The organism is Quyinboa mangrovi (genome assembly GCF_042219825.1).
In the GTDB taxonomy this organism is placed as follows: domain Bacteria; phylum Bacteroidota; class Bacteroidia; order Bacteroidales; family UBA5342; genus JBHJHP01.
Genome location: NZ_JBHJHQ010000002.1, coordinates 385,881 through 407,914, shown reverse-complemented (window position 1 = coordinate 407,914; position 22,034 = coordinate 385,881). Strand labels below are relative to the sequence as shown.

The 22,034-nt window shown below is 40.6% G+C and carries 19 protein-coding genes; 10 read left to right on the top strand and 9 right to left on the bottom strand.

What is annotated here, in order from left to right; all coding sequences use genetic code 11:
- Window positions 1-55 precede the first annotated feature (55 nt).
- From ACE1ET_RS04990 to ACE1ET_RS04980, 3 genes are all read right to left on the bottom strand, one after another.
- Window positions 56-244: a type II toxin-antitoxin system antitoxin gene (locus ACE1ET_RS04990; RefSeq protein WP_375727263.1), complete on the bottom strand. Its 189-nt coding sequence runs from the start codon at window positions 242-244 to the stop codon at window positions 56-58.
- 12 nt (window positions 245-256) lie between these two features.
- The gene (locus ACE1ET_RS04985) at window positions 257-1,111 is read right to left on the bottom strand and encodes an SPFH domain-containing protein (RefSeq protein ID WP_375727262.1); all 855 of its coding nucleotides are present in this window, start codon (window positions 1,109-1,111) and stop codon (window positions 257-259) included.
- A 252-nt stretch (window positions 1,112-1,363) separates the two neighbouring features.
- Window positions 1,364-1,879 (bottom strand): aminoacyl-tRNA deacylase, encoded by a 516-nt coding sequence (locus tag ACE1ET_RS04980; RefSeq protein ID WP_375727261.1) that lies wholly within the window; start codon window positions 1,877-1,879, stop codon window positions 1,364-1,366.
- A 326-nt stretch (window positions 1,880-2,205) separates the two neighbouring features.
- Here ACE1ET_RS04980 and larE point away from each other — a divergent pair, with 326 nt between their 5' ends.
- From larE to ACE1ET_RS04950, 6 genes are read left to right on the top strand one after another with little or no spacing between them, the layout of a single operon-like run.
- The gene (gene larE, locus ACE1ET_RS04975; protein ID WP_375727260.1) at window positions 2,206-3,042 is read left to right on the top strand and encodes an ATP-dependent sacrificial sulfur transferase LarE; all 837 of its coding nucleotides are present in this window, start codon (window positions 2,206-2,208) and stop codon (window positions 3,040-3,042) included.
- A 28-nt stretch (window positions 3,043-3,070) separates the two neighbouring features.
- The gene (larC, locus tag ACE1ET_RS04970; protein WP_375727259.1) at window positions 3,071-4,255 is read left to right on the top strand and encodes a nickel pincer cofactor biosynthesis protein LarC; all 1,185 of its coding nucleotides are present in this window, start codon (window positions 3,071-3,073) and stop codon (window positions 4,253-4,255) included.
- Window positions 4,245-4,982, top strand: coding sequence for a nickel pincer cofactor biosynthesis protein LarB (larB, locus tag ACE1ET_RS04965; protein WP_375727258.1), 738 nt, complete (start codon window positions 4,245-4,247; stop codon window positions 4,980-4,982). The genes larC and larB overlap by 11 nt, the downstream gene beginning before the upstream one ends.
- A 2-nt stretch (window positions 4,983-4,984) precedes the next feature.
- A complete protein-coding gene (locus ACE1ET_RS04960) occupies window positions 4,985-5,719 on the top strand; it encodes a hypothetical protein (RefSeq protein ID WP_375727257.1) in 735 nt (244 codons plus the stop codon).
- A gap of 12 nt (window positions 5,720-5,731) precedes the next feature.
- Window positions 5,732-6,133: a nickel-responsive transcriptional regulator NikR gene (gene nikR / locus ACE1ET_RS04955; protein ID WP_375727256.1), complete on the top strand. Its 402-nt coding sequence runs from the start codon at window positions 5,732-5,734 to the stop codon at window positions 6,131-6,133.
- A gap of 56 nt (window positions 6,134-6,189) precedes the next feature.
- On the top strand, window positions 6,190-7,986 hold the full coding sequence (locus tag ACE1ET_RS04950; protein WP_375727255.1) for a TonB-dependent receptor plug domain-containing protein: 1,797 nt from the start codon (window positions 6,190-6,192) through the stop codon (window positions 7,984-7,986).
- 74 nt (window positions 7,987-8,060) lie between these two features.
- On the opposite strand, the gene gnd is transcribed toward ACE1ET_RS04950, so the two are convergent.
- From gnd to ACE1ET_RS04930, 4 genes are all read right to left on the bottom strand, one after another.
- The gene (gene gnd, locus ACE1ET_RS04945) at window positions 8,061-9,515 is read right to left on the bottom strand and encodes a decarboxylating NADP(+)-dependent phosphogluconate dehydrogenase (protein WP_375727254.1); all 1,455 of its coding nucleotides are present in this window, start codon (window positions 9,513-9,515) and stop codon (window positions 8,061-8,063) included.
- Window positions 9,516-9,529: 14 nt separating this feature from the next.
- Complete coding sequence (locus tag ACE1ET_RS04940) at window positions 9,530-10,804, bottom strand: nickel-dependent putative hexonate epimerase (RefSeq protein WP_375727253.1); 1,275 nt, start codon at window positions 10,802-10,804, stop codon at window positions 9,530-9,532.
- A 10-nt stretch (window positions 10,805-10,814) separates the two neighbouring features.
- Window positions 10,815-11,894 carry a sugar kinase gene (locus ACE1ET_RS04935; protein ID WP_375727252.1) on the bottom strand — a complete coding sequence of 360 codons (1,080 nt, stop codon included), beginning with the start codon at window positions 11,892-11,894 and terminating at the stop codon, window positions 10,815-10,817.
- 134 nt (window positions 11,895-12,028) lie between these two features.
- Window positions 12,029-12,874, bottom strand: a complete 846-nt coding sequence (locus ACE1ET_RS04930; protein ID WP_375727251.1) for an SDR family oxidoreductase — start codon at window positions 12,872-12,874, stop codon at window positions 12,029-12,031.
- A 202-nt stretch (window positions 12,875-13,076) separates the two neighbouring features.
- Here ACE1ET_RS04930 and ACE1ET_RS04925 point away from each other — a divergent pair, with 202 nt between their 5' ends.
- From ACE1ET_RS04925 to uxaC, 3 genes are read left to right on the top strand one after another with little or no spacing between them, the layout of a single operon-like run.
- Entirely contained in the window at window positions 13,077-14,105 is a 1,029-nt protein-coding gene (locus tag ACE1ET_RS04925; RefSeq protein WP_375727250.1) for a LacI family DNA-binding transcriptional regulator, read from the top strand.
- Window positions 14,106-14,129: 24 nt separating this feature from the next.
- Window positions 14,130-15,380: a tagaturonate epimerase family protein gene (locus tag ACE1ET_RS04920; RefSeq protein ID WP_375727249.1), complete on the top strand. Its 1,251-nt coding sequence runs from the start codon at window positions 14,130-14,132 to the stop codon at window positions 15,378-15,380.
- Window positions 15,381-15,400: 20 nt separating this feature from the next.
- Window positions 15,401-16,807 carry a glucuronate isomerase gene (gene uxaC, locus ACE1ET_RS04915; RefSeq protein WP_375727248.1) on the top strand — a complete coding sequence of 469 codons (1,407 nt, stop codon included), beginning with the start codon at window positions 15,401-15,403 and terminating at the stop codon, window positions 16,805-16,807.
- A 1,274-nt stretch (window positions 16,808-18,081) separates the two neighbouring features.
- Here the strand turns inward: uxaC and ACE1ET_RS04910 are convergent.
- A complete protein-coding gene (locus ACE1ET_RS04910) occupies window positions 18,082-18,693 on the bottom strand; it encodes a hypothetical protein (RefSeq protein ID WP_375727247.1) in 612 nt (203 codons plus the stop codon).
- Between the two features lie 29 nt (window positions 18,694-18,722).
- On the bottom strand, window positions 18,723-20,666 hold the full coding sequence (locus tag ACE1ET_RS04905) for a CotH kinase family protein (protein ID WP_375727246.1): 1,944 nt from the start codon (window positions 20,664-20,666) through the stop codon (window positions 18,723-18,725).
- 202 nt (window positions 20,667-20,868) lie between these two features.
- On the opposite strand from ACE1ET_RS04905, the gene ACE1ET_RS04900 reads away from it, so the two are divergent.
- Window positions 20,869-21,990: a metallophosphoesterase gene (locus tag ACE1ET_RS04900; protein ID WP_375727245.1), complete on the top strand. Its 1,122-nt coding sequence runs from the start codon at window positions 20,869-20,871 to the stop codon at window positions 21,988-21,990.
- Window positions 21,991-22,034 lie beyond the last annotated feature (44 nt).

Here is a 22,034-nt window from a genome sequence, read left to right as displayed (position 1 = left end):
TATTTTTTTATTCACCCGGTGACTATCTTGAAACCAGTGAAGATTTCTTTTGGCTTTATTTCTCCAAATCAGAAGAGTTGGATTTAGTTTTATCCTGCTTCAATCGTCCTGCGTCTTTTAAGCTTTTATGTATAATCCATTCCAGCTGTCCGTTAGTACTTCTAAATTCATCTGCGGCCCATTTCTCCACTGCTTTCATCAAATCAGCATTTATCCTCAATGCAAATGATTTTCTGTCACTCATAAATTAAAAACTTTAATGATTTAATGTTCCGGTATTTATAACCGGTTCAACATCGCTGTCGCTGCACAATACCGTTAAAAGATTGCTGACCATCGCAGCCTTTTTATCTTCATCCAATTCTATAATCTTTTTCACAGAAAGTAATTCCAGTGCACTTTCCACCATACCAACTGCACCTTCCACTATTTTAGCCCTGGCTGCAATAATTGCTGTTGCCTGCTGTCTTTTAAGCATCGCCTGCGCAATTTCCGGAGCATAGGCCAAATAACCTAAACGTGCCTCGATAACCGTAATACCTGCAATACTCAGTCGTTCCGAAATTTCTTCTTCCAGACTTTTATTAACCTCCTCAAAATTTGAACTTAATGTGATGGAACTGTTCTCATCTTCAAATTGATCGTAAGGATATGATCCTGCCAGTTTACGTACGGCAGCATCTGTTTGAATCTTTACAAAGGCCTCATAATTATCTACATCAAACATGGCCTTATAGGTATCACTTACCTTCCATACCAGTATAGCACTTATCATAATTGGATTGCCCAGTTTATCATTCACCTTTAAACGCTCACTTTCAAAATTCCTGGCCCTTAACGACACCCTGGTCTTATAGTAAAAGGGAATCACCCATCCAAAACCGTTCTTTTTAACTGTTCCGTAATAGGAGCCGAACAGCAGTAGTACTCTTGAACTGTTAGGATTGACCACAAAAAATCCTTTTAAAAGAAATATGGTCAGTGCAATCAGAATAAGTCCTATCAAAACCATGTCGTAAATAAATACATACACTCCGGCAATTATAACTGCCAATACAACAGCAGACATAAGGTATCCGTTAATGGCTAATACTTCCTTATCTGTTTTCATCCGTGTAAAATTTATGATATTAATATGATATCAAATATACATCATATTCTTTAGAATGTCAATACGCTCTTCCGGAAAATAAGAAATCTATTTCCAGCGAAGCAGTCTACTGCTGAATCCCATGCATTATCTATTGATTATCCGTGTTTATGGCTATAATAGTAGTATCGATCTCGCCTATAAGAAAAAAGGGTGCGACTCACAGCCACACCCTTAATTTCCCATTTTGCTTAATATCTTCTCTTATTAAGACTAATAATAATCCAGCTCCCAACGTTCTGCCGGATCATGCGGTATAGCCACTGTCTTCCATGAAAACCTAAAGACCTTTGGATTTACCAACCGTTCATAATCTTCATAATTCATCACTATCAGTTCGGTATGTGTTCCGGCATTGAATGCTATTTCATCATCTTCAGTCAGAGATTCAGCCACAAATACATCCATTCCATAAAGATTACCGAACGGAGGCATTGCACCAATCTCACAATCCGGAAACATCGCTTTGAACTCTGATTCGGTTGCCAGTTTTATATTTGTTGTTCCAAGCATGATTTTGAGGATGTCAAAATCAACCTGATAAGATGCGGGTAAAACGGCCATTGCCATTTTATTATTAATTTTCAGCATAACAGTTTTTGCAAACTCTTTTCCCGAAATATGTACTTTCGCTGCTTTCTCCTGCGATGTGTTGGCCATCGGGTGAAACAATATATCGTACCGTATATTATTTGCGTTCAAAAACGCTTTTAACTTTTTTGCAGGCATACTATAACCTTTAGGATTATTATCAGTGATACAGGACTTGTGCCCTTCTTTATTATTGTAGCTGATTAAAGACCTGAGTCAAATCAGTTGAGAGAAGCCGGGAGCTCTGATCGTTTATCAACCGGATAATCCAAGCTAACAGATTGATAAAGGAATACTTGCATACAGAACAAATCTGACACTTACAATTTAAAGAATTAATTTCAAAAAAATAAGTGTCTGCAATCTAAAAAATTATGTTGTGCAATTATAAAAGGATACAGAATGTAATTTAGAATTGGCTACGTCAAATGTTTTGATAATTTTGTGTTACTTTTAATTAAATCGTGTCACGAATTATTATGAAGTTTCTCAATACTGAATTACAGGAAAAACTCAATGCCCTTAAAATATGGTTTTCACACTATAACGGATCCATTGTTGCATTTTCGGGTGGGATAGATTCCACACTGGTGTTATACCTGGCAAGAAAATTTCAGGGGAAAGAAAATGTTATTGGCGTAATTTCAAACTCTGAAAGTCTGAAACAAAAGGACTTTATGCTTGCTCAGAATTTCTGCAATACGTTCGACATCAACCTTGAGGTGATAAAAACCACAGAGTTAAACGATGAGCGTTATAACTCGAATCCTGTTAACCGTTGCTTTTTTTGTAAGGAACATCTGTTTACTGATCTTTCAAATATGGCAGCGAAATATCCGCTCTTTAAAGTATTAAGTGGAACCAATTATGATGATCTGGGTGATTATCGCCCTGGCATTGATGCAGCCAAAAAACTGAATGTCCTCTCTCCCATGGTCGACTGTAAAATAACCAAACAGGAATTGCGTGAGATTGCCCGCTATTTCGAGTTGCCTAACTGGGACAAACCTGCCAGTCCATGTTTAAGTTCCCGTATGCCATACGGACATAAGGTGACAAAAGAGAAACTCCTTCAGGTTGAGATGGCCGAGAATATTTTAAACGACCATGGATTCAATGATGTCAGGGTCAGGCATTTTGAAACCTATGGAAAAATTGAGGTTTTAAAAGAAGACCTGGAAAGACTGCACAACCAAAAAGATGAAATTGTAAGTAAGATTACGGCTCTTGGCTTCAACCAGGTTGTGATCGACAGCGAAGGTCTGGTATCCGGAAAGTTAAACAGGGGAATTGGAAAATAAGACTATGACAATTTAGATATAGCTGCACATGAAAATATTATACTATGACTGCTTCGCCGGAATCAGCGGAGATATGAATCTGGGCGCATTAATTGATTTGGGTGTTAATCCGGACTATTTAAGACAGGAGCTTCAAAAATTAAATATTGATGGTTTTCAGCTTAAAACAGAAAAGGCTGCCCGAAGAGGCATTAACGGAACCCTGGCCACAATCATCATTGAAAATCCTGAAAATGAAAAGCACCGGCATTTGCGCCATATAGAGGAGATCGTAAACAGCAGTACCCTTTCGGATCAGGTCAAAAAGACAGCGCTGAATATCTTCAACCGGATTGCGGTGGCAGAAGCAAAGGTGCATGATATCGATATACAGAAAGTACATTTCCATGAGGTGGGCGCGCTGGATTCCATTGCGGACATAGTTGGAGCAGCCATTTGCCTTGATTATCTCAAAGTAGATAAGGTATTATCATCACCGGTTCAGCTTGGTGGAGGAACCGTAAAATGTGCCCATGGCATAATGCCTGTGCCGGCGCCGGCCACTGCTCTGATAGTAGAAAATATTCCGGTCAGAACCGGTTTGGTTCAGCACGAGGCAACCACACCAACCGGAGCTGCTATTCTGGCTGCAACCGTAGATGAATTTACAAACAACATAGAATTTCCGATCAGCAAAACAGCTTACGGCATTGGTCAGCGGGATGTTTCTGAAGTGGCTAATGTTCTCAGAGTTTACCTCCTGGAATCATCACAACCTGACAAGGATGTAAAATCTGAAAACGCAACAGTCCTTGAATGCAATATAGATGATATGAAGCCCGAGCATTTTGAGTTTTTAATGGATATCCTGTTGGACAAAGGTGCAAGTGATGTGTGGTTTACGCCGATCGTGATGAAGAAATCCAGACCGGCGCAAATGATCTCAGTGCTTTGCGTACCTGATAAAGCAAAAATTCTGAAAGAAGTACTTTTTAAACATTCCACCACGCTCGGAATTCGGGAGCAACATATTCAAAAACACCTGCTGACAAGGGACGAACAGATTGTAACAACAGAGTATGGCGATGTCCATATTAAATTGAGTTATTATGGCGGCAAAGTACTGCACAGTAAACCCGAGTTTGAAGACTGCAAATTACTGGCCGTGCAAAATAATGTTTCGGTTTCTGACATCGAAAAAGCTGCATTAAACGCATTACAAAATGAAAATTAAAGATATTCTGAACCTTTATAAGGATGGCAAACTGGATCTAGATCTGGCTGTTAAAGAGCTATCCGGCAAAGGTATCGAAGAAATGGGATTTGCTGCCCTGGATACTGACCGTCTGAAACGCACCGGTATTCCGGAGGTAATATACGCTGCAGGCAAAACAGTGGATCAGGTTGTAAAAATTGCAGAACGGCTTCACCAGAAAGGCATCGATATCCTGGCGACTAAGGCAACGGAAGAGATGTATGAATTTGTCCGGAGTGTAATCCCGCATGCCTCATACAACAAATTGGCAAAAACCATAACTTACAAGCATAAAGAGGAACCCTTAAATAAAGGATACATTACCATAGTTGCAGCCGGAACTTCTGATATGCCGGTAGCTGAAGAAGCTGCCGAAACGGCTCGTTTTCTGAATAACCGGGTTGAAACAGTTTATGATGTGGGTGTTGCAGGAATTCACAGGCTTTTCAATAAGCTTAAAGTTATTCAGGAAGCCCGGGTCATTATTGTTGTAGCCGGAATGGAAGGAGCTTTAGCCAGTGTTGTTGGTGGTTTAGTCAGCAAACCTGTTATTGGCGTACCGACCAGCGTGGGTTATGGGGCATCCTTCAACGGCATTTCTGCTTTGCTCACGATGCTGAACAGTTGTGCCAGCGGAATAAGTGTTGTGAATATTGATAACGGGTTTGGAGCAGCCTGCCAGGCATCGCTTATTAATCAATTATAACCATGAGCGAACTGTATTTATTACTTGGAACAGCTGCCTTTCTGGGTTTCTTTCATACAGCAACAGGACCGGATCATTACATCCCTTTTATTGTGTTAAGTAAAGCACGTAACTGGACCCAAACGCGTACCATGTGGATTACATTCATCTCTGGTGTTGGTCATATTTTGGGTTCTGTTGCACTGGGTGTTATTGGCATTGCATTGGGAATCAGTTTGTCAAAACTGGAACTGATAGAATCACACCGGGGAAATATTGTAAGTTATATGCTGCTAACCTTCGGATTGCTTTATACAGCTTATGGAATCTTCAAATTTATAACCCGGGGGAAACATTTTCATCTCCCAAAATTTCTTGTCCCAAAAAAAATACGGCGTCTGCAACATATGGTAACACACAAACCCTATTTACTCAATAAAGAAGTAAAGGTAAATGACAACACAGAAGATGTGACTAAAATAACGCCATGGATTCTGTTCCTGATTTTTGTGTTTGGACCATGCGAGGTACTGATCCCTCTGCTGATATTTCCTGCAGCTAAATTCAGTGCAATGGGAATTGCATCCGTAAGCATTGTTTTTGGAATAGCTACTATATTGACCATGCTACTGGTGGTTTATTTAGGATTTAAAGGAACATCAACAATAAAAATCAAAAACGGAGACAGGTATTTTCACCTTATTGCCGGTTTGGGCATATTAATCTCAGGCCTGGGAATGCAGTTTTTTGGTTGGTAAAAATTTAATATTATGACAGTTACACGTTTTGGAGTATCGCTGGAAGAAGATCTGTTAAACGATCTGGATCACATTGTTACAGAACAACGCTTCCCGAACAGATCAAGGGCGCTGAGATATCTTATCAGTAAGTATAAAAGTGAAAAAAATATTGAAGACAACAAACTTGTTACAGGCGCCGTCGTTCTGATTTATGATCACAGGATAGCTCGTTTGCACAGTGAAATTGCCAGTTTAAAACATGAATATAACTGTCTGGTGCTATCAAGTCAGCATATTCATCTTGACGAAAAAAACTGCATTGAAACAGTAGCAGTAAAAGGACCTGCACAAAAAATTATCAAAATCAGTAATAAACTATTGGCAATTAAGGGGATTCAACATGGAGATTTTGTCATCTCCTCTATTGAATAACTCAATACGTAACCTCCTGTAAAGCAATTAATCTTATCATTAATCAAATTTATCCCATGAAAAAACACCATCTGGCAGTTGCTTTGCTCCTGTTATTCATAAACGGGCTACATGCTGAAAATCTAAAGGACACCATAAAAATCAACGAAGTAGTTGTAACAGGATCCAAAAAAGAAGTCTCACGAAAACTTGTCCCACTTTCGGTAAGCCAGATCTCAAACGAAGAAATTGAAAACACAGGTGAAATAAATATCCTGCCAACATTGAGCACTTATTCTCCCGGAATATTTGTCACGGAACGTAATATTCTGGGGTTTGGAGTTTCAAGCGGTGGAGCCGGAGCCATTAGCATACGTGGGGTAAGTGGCACACCAAATACCGATGTTTTAGTCCTGATTGATGGTGATCCTCAGTACCAGGGAATATTCGGACATCCTCTACCCGATGCTTATGTGGCCTCTGATGTTAAGAAAGTGGAAATTATAAGAGGACCCGGTTCTATTCTGTATGGATCAAATGCCATGGCGGGCGTTGTTAACATCATCACAAAACAGCAGAATGACGAAGGTTTTAAAAGTAATTTAGGAGCATCGTACGGATCATACAATACAAAAAAATTATACGGAACACTGGGTTATAAAAAGGATAAGCTCAGTGTATTTGCCTCTGTCAATCACGACCAGACCGACGGAGTACGGGAGAACAGCGATTTTAAAATATTCAACAGTTATTTAAAACTTGGATACCAAATAAATAAACATTTCAACCTTACCGCAGACCTGAATATGGCCAAATTCATAGCCCACGACTCAATATACGGTGGTGAACCGGAACTTTTCGGCATTGATATTTTAAGAGGAAAAGCAGCTGTTTCACTGGAGAACAAGTTCGATAAATCCGAAGGAGCCATCAAACTGTTTAACAATTTTGGCACACACAACTTATCTGATGGCTGGTACTCCACCGACCGTAACAGTGGTCTGATGATTTACCAGACATTCAAAGCATTTAAAGGCAGTTCAATTACTGTTGGCATCGACGCTAAACAATACGGAGGGAAAGCCAATATGGGAATGGCGAGGGACAGCCTCATCCTTATAACTGAAGTGGCCGGTTATGCTTATGTGCAACAGAGTATTTGCAAAAAACTTTCATTAACGGCCGGATTACGCATAGAAAATAACTCTGATTATGGCAATGAACTTGTCCCTATGGCCGGATTAACCTACAATCCTGGCAGTAATACATCGCTTAAAGCTTCTGTATCCAAAGGATTTCGAAGCCCTACCATGATGGAGATGTACCTTTTTGCACCAAATCAGGATCTGAAACCAGAAAAACTTTTCAATTACGATATTACCTGGATACAACAATACAGGGAAGGAAAACTGAATACAGAACTAACATTATTTCTTGTAAATGCAAAAAACATGATTCAGACAGCTAATTATGTGAGAAGTAATTCCGGTTCGTTTACAAATAATGGAATTGAGTTTGCGATAAACTACAGGGCTGCAAAAAACCTACACCTGCATGGCAACTACAGCTATTTAAACCTTAGCAAACCATTGCTTGCAGCTCCTGAGCACCAGTTTAATGTAAGTGCCAATTACGGTTACAAGATATTTAATGTAAATATTTCAACGCAGCACATTCAAAATCTTTATACATCCTTAAATCCTGATATAAAACAATCTTACACCTTACTGAATATGCGTATTCAGGCACAGGTTCAGAAAAACACAAGTGTATTTGTTATGGCCAATAACCTGCTGAACCAGAAATACGAAATTAATTACAGGTATCCAATGCCGGAAATTAATTTTTCAGCGGGGATTAAACTAATATTATAGTCAGGTTATACAACAAAAAGAGCGGGTTATAAACCGCTCTTTTTTTATCATTTTCTAAATCTGTATATTTATTTTTATACATCGTAAGTAGATGCAGAAGTATCACCTCCTCTACCTGTCCAGTTGGTATGAAAAAACTTACCTCTGGGCTGATCCACTCTTTCGTAGGTATGTGCTCCGAAATAGTCACGTTGCGCCTGAAGCAGATTTGCCGGTAAACGTTCTGTACGGTATCCGTCAAAATATGCCAGTGCAGTAGAAAATGCCGGTACAGGAATTCCCTTGCTGGCTGCGGTAGCTACCACATTACGCCATCCGGCCTGCGCCTTATTAACTTCTTCTTTAAAATAAGGATCGAGCAACAGGTTTTCAAGTTTTGGATCGTTATCAAACGCTTCTTTAATACGTCCCAGAAATGCTGAGCGGATGATACATCCACCACGCCACATCAACGCAATACCACCGTAATTAAGATCCCAGCCATATTCTCTGGCTGCATCCTGTAACAGCACATAACCCTGCGCATACGACACTATTTTGGATGCATATAAGGCCTGCATGATATCCTGAACAAATGCCTTTTTGTCTGCATCGAATGATTTTTCAGGACCTGTAAGAATCTTAGATGCCCTTACTCTTTCATCTTTCTGAGCTGATAAGCAACGTGCAAAAACAGCTTCTCCTATCAATGTCAAAGGAATACCCTGATCCAAAGCAGCTACACCGGTCCATTTTCCTGTACCCTTTTGTCCTGCAGTGTCCAGTATTTTTTCTACCATTGGTTCACCATCCTCATCTTTGAATCCCAGAATGTCACGGGTAATCTCAATGAGATAACTATCCAAAACGCCGGTATTCCATTCTTTGAATACTTCATGCATTTCATCAGCACTCATCCCTAACAGATCGCTCATTATCTGATAGGCCTCGCAGATCAACTGCATATCGCCATACTCAATACCATTATGCACCATCTTTACAAAGTGCCCGGCGCCGTTTGCTCCGACCCAGTCACAACATGGCGTGCCATCTTCCACTTTTGCAGAAATAGACTGAAAAATTGGTTTCACATGTTCCCATGCCTTAACGGAACCACCCGGCATGATTGAAGGACCTTTCAATGCACCTTCTTCACCACCTGAAACACCGGTTCCGATATAAAGCAGTCCTTTACTTTCCACATACTTTGTTCTGCGTATGGTATCCGGGAAGTGTGTGTTACCACCATCAATGATGATATCTCCTTCTTCAAGATATGGAATGATTTTTTCAATAAAATCATCCACCGCCTGACCCGCTTTAACCAACATCATTACTTTACGTGGTCTTTTAAGGGATTTTACGAGATCTTCGATACTGTGTGCGCCGTAGAATTTTTTACCTTTTCCACGACCTTCAATAAATTTGTCAACTTTTTCTACAGTCCGGTTAAATACGCTGACTGTATAACCATGGCTTTCCATGTTTAACACAAGGTTTTCACCCATTACAGCCAGGCCAATTAACCCGATATCTGATTTAGCTTCCATAGTGTTTTATATTTCTATTGTTTAATAAATCTGCTTTTTTCTGCCCATAAACCGATTGCCGGATTGGAGATGTAGTATATTTCTTCACCATCAACCACATTGAATCCGTCTTTCAGTTTTTCAGGATCATATTTCTTCATGGCTTCATCAAGCTTCCCGTAGTTATAATTTACCGAACGGATTTCCTCTTCAGTAAGGTGACCCGGACAATACGTTACACTGAACCGGTTTTCTGTTGATCCATGAATCAGGTGAGCCGCCGCACTCAGGTTATTCTGAATGTCTTCGTTGTTCTTTACAAAGTCGAGCACTTCCGGAGTGGTACGGTAACCGTATTTCCGAATCAGCCGGTCAATTTCCTTGTCTTCCCCGAATTCCTTAAGTGCCGGTGCAAGGACAATCAACTCACCTGCATCAGCAATGGCCATGCGGGTACGGTAAATACTTTTGTTGCCAAGCCATGTACTTTTAAATTCTGTAGGATCAAGATAGACGACCACTTTTTTCAGTGGTTTATCCAGCATGGTAAAGTTCACTTTCAGCGACAGGTCAGCTGCCTGCGTAAACACATCCAGATCGTCACCGATATACAGACCACGCGTTACCAGTTTACCACTGTCATCGCGGCCAACAACCGTATGAATATACACCACAGGCAAATCCTTTATAAAATGATCCGAAGCATAATTCAGGAGCTTACGAACCGGATTTATGGCGCGTCCCATAATACGTTCCATGCCGTAAACTGCTCCGGCAAAATGGCTCTTATTAATGCCTTCAGGACCACCCGTACCTACAAAAAGATTTTTATTGTAATTGGCCATTCCAATTACCTCGTGAGGTACCACCTGACCGATGGACAGGATCAGATCATGGCCACCATTCAGAATCATCTTATTAAGCTGTGCGGGCCATTCATAATCCAGCATCCCATCTGTATATTCTTTTACAACTGCCCCCGGAACGCGACCAACTTCAACCACATCGTTACGCCAGTCGTGTACTTTGAATTTATCCAGTGGAATTCCGGGATACATCTGCGTCAGTTCTGCTTCTGTCATGCCTGCATGTGTACCCAATGCAGGTAGTACGTCGGCAAGCTTATCGCCTACTTCTTTATATATAATAGATGTGATTTCACCGGCACGGGAATGGTAACGTGTAAAATCCGGCGGAATAGCCAGAATTTTTTTGCGGTCACCAATCTTACCAAATGCCTCCAGAATTCCCTGTTTCAGGTCTTCTGATGTGAGCACATCTGTTTCTGAACCTCTTTGATAATAAAGCATATAATTTATTTTATCGTTTTACGCGGGCATTGCCTTCCCATATACTCCAGACCATTTCCTCATCTGCAGGTTGCGCATAGTCAGTAAGGAATGTGGTTGCCATGGCACCCGTTGCCCATCCGAACTGAATCCATTTTTCCGGATCCCATTGCTTTAAAATACCATATAACAAACCACCTACGAAACCATCGCCTCCACCAATACGGTCCAGCACATGAATATCACGCAGGTTCACCACATGCCAGTTTGTTCCTTCCAGCATGATGCCTCCCCACATGTGATGATTCGCATTGACAACCTCACGCAAGGTAGTGGCGAATACAGATGCATTCGGAAATGCCTGCTTAACACGGCCAATCATTTCCTTGAATCCGTCAATTTTTTCTTCGATACCTTTTCCACCTGCATCAGGACCTTTAATACCAAGACACAGCTGGAAGTCTTCCTCGTTTCCAATCAGAATATCAGAAACAGAAGCTATCTCCATAAAGGCTTCGCTCAATTCCTTTTCACGACCTTTCCAGAAAGATGCCCTGTAATTCAGGTCGAACGAAATGCGCGTACCATGTTTTTTAGCCGCTCTTGCCAGTTGCAGACAGAACTCGCTGGTATCAGGAGATAATGCTGCAATCAAACCAGACAGGTGTATAATTTGTACACCTTCTTCACCAAAAATTCGTTCCAGATCAAAATCTTTCACATTGAGGGTCCGGCCCACTTCACCTGCACGGTCATTATGCACCCTTGGTCCCCGTGATCCATAACCACTGTCGGCAATATTAAACTGGTGACGATATCCCCAGGGATCACCCTGTTCAACCTCAGGACCTTCATAATCCATGTGACGGTTTCTAAGGTTACCCTTAATAAATTGTGCAATCGGACTCCCTTTCACAAATGTTGTCAGCACCTTTACCGGCAGACCCAGAAAAGAAGGAATGCTGGCCACATTGGTTTCTGCACTTGTTGCCTGCAGCTTAAATGTATCGCTGCTATGCACAGGTTGACCATTTTCGGGAGTTATTCTTACTCCCATACTTGTTGGAACAATAAGAGAATACTTACAATTATCTTTTAATGTCAGGCTCATTTTATAAATTTTACTGGTTTTCTTTATCAATTTATTTGGATCATTTCAAGGTAAAGAGATTCCGGCAAAAGCACATAATAATTTTATGTGTTTTACAATTATTTATGATATGATCGTATTCCTAAAACTAACTGTTAAACTCCACCAAATGCACTGTAACCGCCATCTACCGGAATAACGATTCCTGTAACGAACTGTGCTAAATCTGAAACAAGATAAAGGCAGGTTCCGATTAATTCGTCCACCTCACCATAACGTCCCATTGGTGTATTGTCGATGATCTTTTTACCTCTTGGGGTCATCTCGCCGGTTTCTTTATCAGTCAGTAAGAACCTGTTCTGGTTTGTCAGGAAAAATCCGGGGGCCACAGCGTTCACACGTACACCTGTTTTGGCAAAGTGAACCGAAAGCCATTGCGTAAAATTGTTAATGGAAGATTTTGCAGCAGAGTATGCCGGAATTTTTGTCAACGGACGATAAGAGTTCATGGATGATACATTAAGAATTGATCCTTTTCCGCTGCGAACCAGTTCTTCACCAAATACCATGGTCGGTAATAAGGTTCCTTTAAAGTTCAAATCGAAAACCCAGTCAAAACCTGATGAATCCAGTCCGAAAAACGAATCCTGAAAATCTTTTTCCACGTTCTCTATGGTTTCCACTTTAGTAGTCGCCTTTGGAGAGTTTCCACCTGCACCGTTGATCAGGATATCTACAGGTCCTAATGTTGCGTGTACTTTTTCTTTCGCCTGAATGAGAGAATCCTTATCAAGCACATTGCAGGCCAGACCAACACAATCTGTTCCTGTTTTTGCTTTAATGTCTTCTGCTACTTTAACGGCTGCTTCTTCATTAATGTCAAGAATAGCCATTTTAATGCCCGATTCTGCCAACCCTGTGGCAATAGCTGTTCCAATTACTCCGGCGCCGCCGGTAAGCACAGCTACTTTGTTTTTTAAGTGTTCAAAACTATACTTCATAATAAAAGTAATTTGTATTTAATTCGTTAATTAATGATCCGTAATTTAAACCTCCCTCTTTAAAAACAGATGTGGTACAAGTAAGTTTTATACATCAGAAATCAATGAGGTCACCATAACAAATAAACAATTTTTTTTTGAAAAATGCAATCGATTGCATTTTTATTTTTCTTTTCTTATATTTGTTTGATTAAATTATATTATGTCTGCAAAAAAAACCACCATACATGACATTGCCCGTGAACTTGGAATAACGGCAAGCACTGTATCCAGGGCACTGAATAATCATCCTTCTATAAGTAAGGAAACCAAGAAAACAGTGACAGCCAAGGCTAGGGAGATGCATTACAGTGCCAACAGTCTGGCCTCCTATCTGCGCAAGGGCAAAAGCAACACCATCGGGCTGATCGTTCCAAGAATCAACCGGTTCTTTTTTGCGGATATTATTGCAGGAATAGAAAGCATCACCAATCCTGCAGGCTATAATCTTATTATATGTCAGTCGGACGAAAGCTATAAAAAGGAAGTTGAAAATATCAATACCTTATTCGCTAATCGTGTGGATGGCTTACTGTTATCAGTTTCAAAAGAAACGATATCGACTAAACACCTGGAACTTTTAACGGATAATAACATTCCTCTGGTTTTAATTGACCGTATTATTGAGGGTATTGATGTGAGCCGTGTTACAAATGACAATTTTTCAGGAACCTATGAAGCCACAACTCACCTGATTAAGCAGGGTTACAAAAACATTGCGCATTACGGTGGTGATTTCAGTTTGTATATTTATGAAAGGCGACTGGAAGGTTATAAAAAAGCGATGCATGACCATCATCTGCCCATTAAAGAAGAATGGATTGCAGAACATATGGTTTCGCGTGAAGATGCCTTTGATTTTACAGCAAATTTGCATAACTTGAAACAATTGCCGGAAGCATTTGTATGCGCCAGTGATTACGCTGCACATGGTGTATTATTATATCTGATCCAACATGGAATTATGGTTCCCCGGGATGCAGGCATCACCGGATTTGCCAATGAACCATTTACGCAATATGTGCAGCCTTCACTGTCATCCATACATCAGTTTGGAAATGAAATGGGAAAGAAAGCTGCCAATGTTTTATTAAACGAAATTGAGGCGAAAAGTGAAGATAGCTTAAACCCGCAAACAATTTATATCAAACCGGAATTATTAATCAGAGAATCATCTAACAGAAATATTTAAAAAGTTAAATTAAATACCATTACAATGAAATTAGTAAAATATTCTATGGGAGTTGGCGACCGTTTTGGCCAACAAGGTAAAGCACAGTTAAAAGCCCTGATGAAAGCCCACAAGGAGCTTGGTCTTGAAGTTGCTCCGGTATGGAACAAGTCGAACCGTGAACATCAGATTATTGGCACACAGCCGGATTCTGTTCGTACTGAAGCCGATAATGCCGTTAAAGCGCTTGGGTATGACGGTCCTTATTATGTAGATGCCGATCATATTAACGCAAAAACTGTTCATGGTTTTATTGCGTCTTCTGATTTTTTCACTCTGGATGTGGCTGATTTTATCGGTGAAAAACCGGAAGAATCAGAACTGAAAGCATTTGTAGAAGCCAACAAAAAATATGTTGGTGATTTCAAAATTCCGGGTATTGATCACACATTTAATGTAACAGAAGACCTTTTGGTTGAGATTGGCAGCAAATTCCTTTTTGCAGTAAAACAGGCCAAAGAAGTGTATACCATAATAAAAGATAACAAGGGTGACTTTATCGCCGAGCTTTCTATGGACGAAGTGGATGTACCACAAACTCCTCTGGAAATGTTTTTCATCCTCAGTGCCGTTGCTGCTCAGGAAATTCCTATTCAGACTATCGCACCGAAGTTTACCGGCGATTTCTTTAAAGGCATCGACTATGTTGGTGATATTGACAAATTCACCCAGGAATTCGAAGAAGATATCCTGGTACTCAAATATGCCGTTAAGGAATTTGGATTACCAGAAAACATTAAACTGAGTGTTCACTCTGGTAGTGATAAATTCAGTATTTATCCGATCATGGGTAAAATCATCAAAAAACAGGGCACCGGTATTCATATAAAAACTGCCGGTACAACCTGGCTGGAAGAAGTTATTGGTCTTGCCATAGCCGGAGAAGACGGACTTGCAGTTGCCAAGGAAATTTATCGTCAGGGCTATGAAAAACGTGAAGATTTTATGGCGCCTTACCGTACAGTTATCGACATTAATGAGGACAATCTTCCTTCACCGGATGAGGTGGATTTGTGGTCGTCTGAAAAATATGCCAATACCTTGCGTCACGATCAGGAAAATCCTGATTTCAACCTGGATTTCAGGCAGTTGATCCATATCTCATATAAGATCGCAGCAAAAATGGGTGATAAATACCTGAACATGGTTCAGAAATATGAAGATATTGTGGGTAACGAAGTGACCACTAATATTTTTGACAGACACATTATGCGTGTTTTTAACTACGTGGTATAAAACCGGAAAATAAATTAATAATGAAACCATTTTTAGACAACGATTTTGTTTTAAACAGTGATGCAGCAAAAAAACTGTATCACGACTATGCTGTTCAGATGCCAATCATCGACTACCATTGCCATCTTATTCCGCAGCAAATTGCAGAGAATAAGAAATTCAAAACCATTACCGAGGCGTGGTTGTACGGTGATCACTATAAGTGGCGTGCCATGCGTACGTTTGGTGTGGATGAACACTATATTACAGGCGATGCCAGCGATTGGGAGAAGTTTGAAAAATGGGCGGAAGTTGTGCCATTCACACTACGTAACCCGCTATATCACTGGACTCACCTGGAATTAAGAAGATACTTCGGTATTGAGGAACTGCTTTCACCGGCAACTGCCAGATCCATATACGACCGCTGTAACGAATTGCTGAACAGCGATGAATACAGGGTTCAGGGTCTGCTGAAGAAAATGAAAGTGGAGATTGTATGTACCACTGATGATCCAATAGACGATCTGAAATTCCATACGCAGCATAAGAATTCAGGGGCCGAACTGAAGATGATCCCTGCCTGGAGACCCGATAAGGCAATGGCTATAGAAACAGAGCAGTTTAACGAATACCTGGATAAACTGGAAAAAGTTTCCGGCGTTAAGATCTCAGCGTTTAAACATCTGATTGAAGCCATAGAGGTACGTCACCAGTTTTTCCATGATAACGGTTGCCGTTTATCGGATCATGGGATCGAAGAATTTTATGCTGAAGCGTACACCAAAGATGAGATCAAGGATATCTTCAAGAAAGCAAGAAAAGGTGGAGAAATCAGTGATCCGGAAGTGCGGAAGTTCAAAACGGCCATGCTGTTTGAATTCGCAAAAATGGATCACAAGAAAGGCTGGGTTCAACAGTTCCATTATGGTGTGATCCGAAATAACAACAGCCGGATGTTTGCGCAAATGGGACCTGATACCGGTTGGGATTCCATCGGTCAGTTCAACGTGGCTAAGAACATGCAATTGTTCTTCGATAAACTGGATCAGGAAGACAAACTGACTAAGACCATTCTGTACAACATCAATCCATCTGATAACGAAGTTATCGGAACCATGATAGGTAATTTTAACGATGGTTCCGTTGCCGGTAAAATGCAGTTTGGCTCCGGATGGTGGTTCCTGGATCAGAAAGACGGTATGAGCAAGCAGATGAATGCATTGTCGACCCTTGGACTGTTGAGCAAATTTGTAGGTATGTTGACCGACTCAAGGAGTTTCCTATCCTACCCACGCCATGAATATTTCCGCAGGTTGCTTTGTGATCTGTTGGGAACCGATATGGAAAAAGGTGAGATTCCTGCAGATTTTGATCTGGTTGGTAGCATTGTACAGGATATTTGTTACAACAATGCAAAGGAATACTTTCCGTTTGCACACGATTAATCTTTTTTAAGATCAAATATTTCAGAGGCCGTTCGAAAGAATGGCCTCTGTTTGTTATTATTTAAGGGATTTAACACCCTCTCCCTTTGGGATTCACCCAGTTAATACTTTTGAAGCATCAAAAGTATTCAAAAATGCTCGCTGCAAATAAATCGCTAAATAACCTGCCTTTGCTAAACCTGCTGTGAGATTTAATTTTTTAATGCTATTAATTTCATCAGTTCAAGCCACCCGCAAATCCGCTGAATTTGCAGCATATCCAACGCTTATTCAACATAATTATTGGTTTTGAACAAATTCTCGAGTGATTTCAATGAAACCTCGAAGAGGTGACAATAATATTGAAGACGATTTGTCCTTCCAATGAAGCCAAATTAACGCTACAAGATCATCTTATCCGACTCACCCTGGATCATATAAATTTGCAAATCCATTACAACTGATCCCTCTTTATCAATTCACTTCGTTCATGACAAAGAGGGATGATTCATATCAGGCTGAAAGAAACCAACTAAAATTTTAATATTCTGATTCCCATTCATCAGCTACCAATAACCGACAAAAACGATAGCACGACAGTATAGGTATTGCACGGTTATAATGAAGGACTTCACTTCTGTACCCCGGATGGCATCCGGGGTTACAAATCTGTCACTCCTTCGGAGTTGCTTCTTATTTGCATATGCATATATTTTTTCAGGATTTCAATGCAACCTCGAAGAGGTGACAATGATATTGAAGACGACTTGTCCTTCCAATGAAGCCAAATTAAAGCTACAAGATCATCTTATCCGACTCACCCTGGTTCATATAAATATGCAAATCCATTACAACTGATCCCTCTCTATCAATTCACTTCGTTCATGACAATGAGGGATGATTCATATCAGGCTGAAAGAAACCAACTAAAATTTTATTATTCTGATTCCCATTCAACAGCTACCAATAACCGACAAAATCGATAGCACGACAGTATAGGTATTGCACGGTTATAATGAAGGACTTCACTTCTGTACCCCGGATGGCATCCGGGGTTACAAATCTGTCACTCCTTCGGAGTTGCTTCAATTCTATATAAACGTATTTTTCTTCAGGATTTCAATGCAACCTCGAAGAGGTGACAATATTGTAGAAGTCAATGAACGATAATTAAATCTGGCCGCGCAGAAGTGAGCAAAAATGAGATAATGTTATTGCCGGTCATTTGACGGAAGCTGAATAATGTAATAGGATTCAGACAAGATCATGAACAAATCTTATTTTTTCATACTTCATCAGATCATTATGGTTAGAATAGTGGTGAAGATGCTCCATATGCTGATGCCATTGATAAACAGAATCTCCGTAATGCCATTGACCCCATTTAATACCACGGATACAAATACGGAAATAACGATGACAAACACTATCACTAAACCGGCAATGCCCAAAAAATAATTATCCGGCAACACCGCTACCTGAAAAGTAATGATCATAACCGGTAAGGTAAGAAAAACCAGGGCTGCAAATACATTATGAAAAAAACGCTGAAAAGTAGTCCCTAAGTGTTTAAAACTGTACGGATAAATATTGTGCGGTATAAATGCCAGAAAAGTGAGAAATGCGAAACTGTAATCGATGTACCTCATGTAGTCGGCATGTTCACCAAGATCGTAATGTTTCGACAAGAGCCAGAAAAAACTGTAATTCAACAAGGCAGCACCAAGCAGCAGACGTTTATATCCTTTTTTAAATTTTTCGCCATACAACACCTTATTGCTCAGGAAGCTCAGCGTCTGTCTTTCGGGATCAAAATCAACATGCTGCAGAGTTTTTCTTACCGTGTGAGGCAACAAGCCTGCATACAAAAAGCCGGTGAGTAATATTCCGAGTTTAATCCAGAACATAAGCAGAAATACCGGATCAACAAATATTCCTATTGCTTAACAATGCGGAATACTTCTGATCTGTTTTCAGTAAACAATTTTACGAAATAAATTCCGGAACCTAACTGCGACATATCAATTGATTCTCCAACCAGATGCCCTGCTTTAACTTCTTTTCCGCTCACATCCATAATACTGAAAGACAAATCCGATGCAAAAGCCTGATCCGAAGAGATAAACAGCTGACGGCTTACCGGATTCGGGTAAACGCTCAGGTTCAACCGTGGTGTATGAGGTGCCAATCCCGATGGAATGCTTTCTATTTTTTCAAATACCCATTGCTGATTCAAATTGGATGTGATATGATTATCCCATTCAATGGTCCGGGTGCCATTTGATGTCCCTCCTCCGGAATTATCGATGGCGTTTCCTGTTCCTACATTAACAATTCCAAACAGATTTACAGATCCGAGCGGTTCAAGAGTCCAACGCAGTGAATCGTTAGTTTCAGAAATATCACTAAGCGCCAGGCTGTTGCCCACACCCATTCCCTTGATGGCCAAACCAGACAGTCTGTTTTCGAATCGAACGGTTCCATCGCCCAGATCAACAATCTGCCATTGCTGGCTAAACTGATCCTCCAGGAATTCCCACATATTCAGTGCATTTGGATCTGTTTCCTTAATATCAATCACAAGGCTGGAATTCTTATTCCGGATGGCGTAATAGTAGTTTTCAATCACAAATGGTTCCACATACTGTGCAAGATTATCGTTCAGAAAACTTACACGCTCTTTCATATAATCCCGAAGAAAATCAATATTCTCTTCCCAGGTATCAAATAAAAACTGCTCAAGATATACCTTGTCAGGCAATATATTCCAACGTTCAAAGTTTCTCACCTGCGACTGATCAATCAGGTTGGCAGCATCGTTAATATAATTCTGAACAGAATCGGAAATGCCGGATTCCACCAACTGTTCCCAACGCTTCCCTACAGCTCTTACAAACCAGTCGTCCTGCCACAATCGGTTGATCCATACTCTTGGGTTATACGCACTTTCACGCATAAGTTTGTATTGTGCATCTTCCTGACGGCTGTCGTTGTTGAACGCAATATCATAATCCCACATTGGCCCCCAGAAGAGCTTATCGTTCGAACGCTTCTTATATATGTTAGTGCTCCAGAAACAATCAGGGTTCCCTGTGAGTTCGGAAGCAATATACCAGTTTACCAGCGTGGCGGAGTCATTGTATGCACGATAACCCGTCTCCGGATCTTTATAATTTTCTGCGAACAGAACATCTTCATAATGCTGTATATATGTCTTAATATAATCCAGTTGCTCCGGATTTATATCATCATCATCAGGGTACTTAATTGTTGTTTTAACACCCCGGTTAGTCTGAAACCATACCGGTTCACGGTCCGCAAAACCGTCTACTTCCAGCAGGTAACCTCCTGAAAGGTCAGGTAAAGCAACAACAGAGGTATCCTGTTTTTCAACAGGCACACGATTCTTAGCCACCTCCACCTGGTCGGTCAACATGTAATTCCCCACATAATCACCATTAAGGATCACGTCCACAAATCTGAAGTCGGGATTATATTCAAGATTCACCCACTCTCCTATTTTAAACGCCAGAGCATTACGGATCAATGACTTATCTGCATAATTGGCCAGTAATACCCAATCACGGTTTTTGGCTCTCATTCCCAAAAGGTGCTTATCATCATCCAGTTTAATACGGAATGGTTTTTTGGGCATTCCCCATGTGGAATTACCGCGTCCGCGTATCTTCATGGGTAAAGTATCGTTTTTTATATCCGGATCACTACTTAAAATATAAAGTGTTCCCGGGATGTATGTATCTTTACTGTTGATGGCTGCTCCATCGGTATCAATAATGAGCGTTGTAAGATTAGTGACCTGTTGTTGTGAATGAACAGATACCGCAAGGATCAGTGCAAAAATCAGAAATATACTACGCATTATGAGTAAAGTATTGGCATTAAAACTTTTTGTTCCCAAAGCAAAAACAGCGTTAAATTAAACTTTAAAACCGATAATTAAGAATAATGTCCGATTTTTTATATCATATTTAAAATTTGTATTGCTTCTGTTCCTCTTCAGAATGTAATTACCGAACATTTAAGTTACTTTGTGGTTTATTCAAAGAACACAATTCAAACAAATGAAAAGCATTGTTCCATTTATTTTCCTTACCATTTTTCTAGGCATCATTACAGGTGCGGTAATCTATCTGACACACCGGTTTAACTGGTATTTCAGCATACCATATACGCGTATGCTTTATCCCGTTTTTGCAGTACTGGCATTATTTATGATGTTTGGTGTATTTACTACAGCCAATTCCGTTTCGCTGGCAGGACATATTATTTATATCCTTGCGGCCATGACCATGGGATTGATGCTTTACCTGTTGATTTCGGTCATATTAACGGATATCCTCAGACTATTTACCGGCTTTAAACCGCTCACTTACGGGCTTATCGTTGTGATACTGACATTGGGCATCAATCTTGCCGGCACACTCAATTCATGGAACACCAAAGTCACGCATCATACCATTCCAATTAAAGGATTGACACAAACCGTCCGGGCTATGCACCTGTCTGATGTGCACCTGGGGCATTTCAGGGGAAAACGCTTCCTGCACAAACTGGTCAGTAAAACCAATGCACAAAATCCCGATATTGTCTTTATCACCGGAGACCTGTTCGACGGCCGTTACCGCTTATCGAAAAAAGATCTGCAACCGTTGACAGACTTAAAAGCCCCGGTCTGTTTTATTGAAGGAAATCACGATAAATATACTGGCGTACAAACCATTAAAACCATGTTGCGTGAATTGGGAATCCAGGTGCTTGAAAACAACATGACCGGTTTCAAAGACTTACAGATTATCGGGCTGAACCATATGGCTGCCGACGATCAAACGTTTAATGTGCATACACAAAATGGTCATGCCACTATAAAAAGTACCCTGGACAAACTTTCTCCGGACAAAAGCAAACCAACCGTATTGCTGCACCACAGTCCGGATGGTATAAAATATGCCAGCAAACATGGTGTGGACCTGTACCTTTCCGGCCATACGCATGCAGGACAACTGGTTCCCATAAAATATATTGCCGCCCTGATGTTTCAGTTTAACCAGGGCCTGCATCACTATAACGGCACTACCATGTTTGTATCACAGGGCGCAGGAACCTTTGGCCCTCCCATCCGTTTGGGCACCATCAGCGAAATCTCCCTGCTGACTTTGCAGCCGGAACATCTTCAAGCTGAATAACATACCTTCATGGTTGTTCTTTATATTGTCTTTCTGTAACTTTA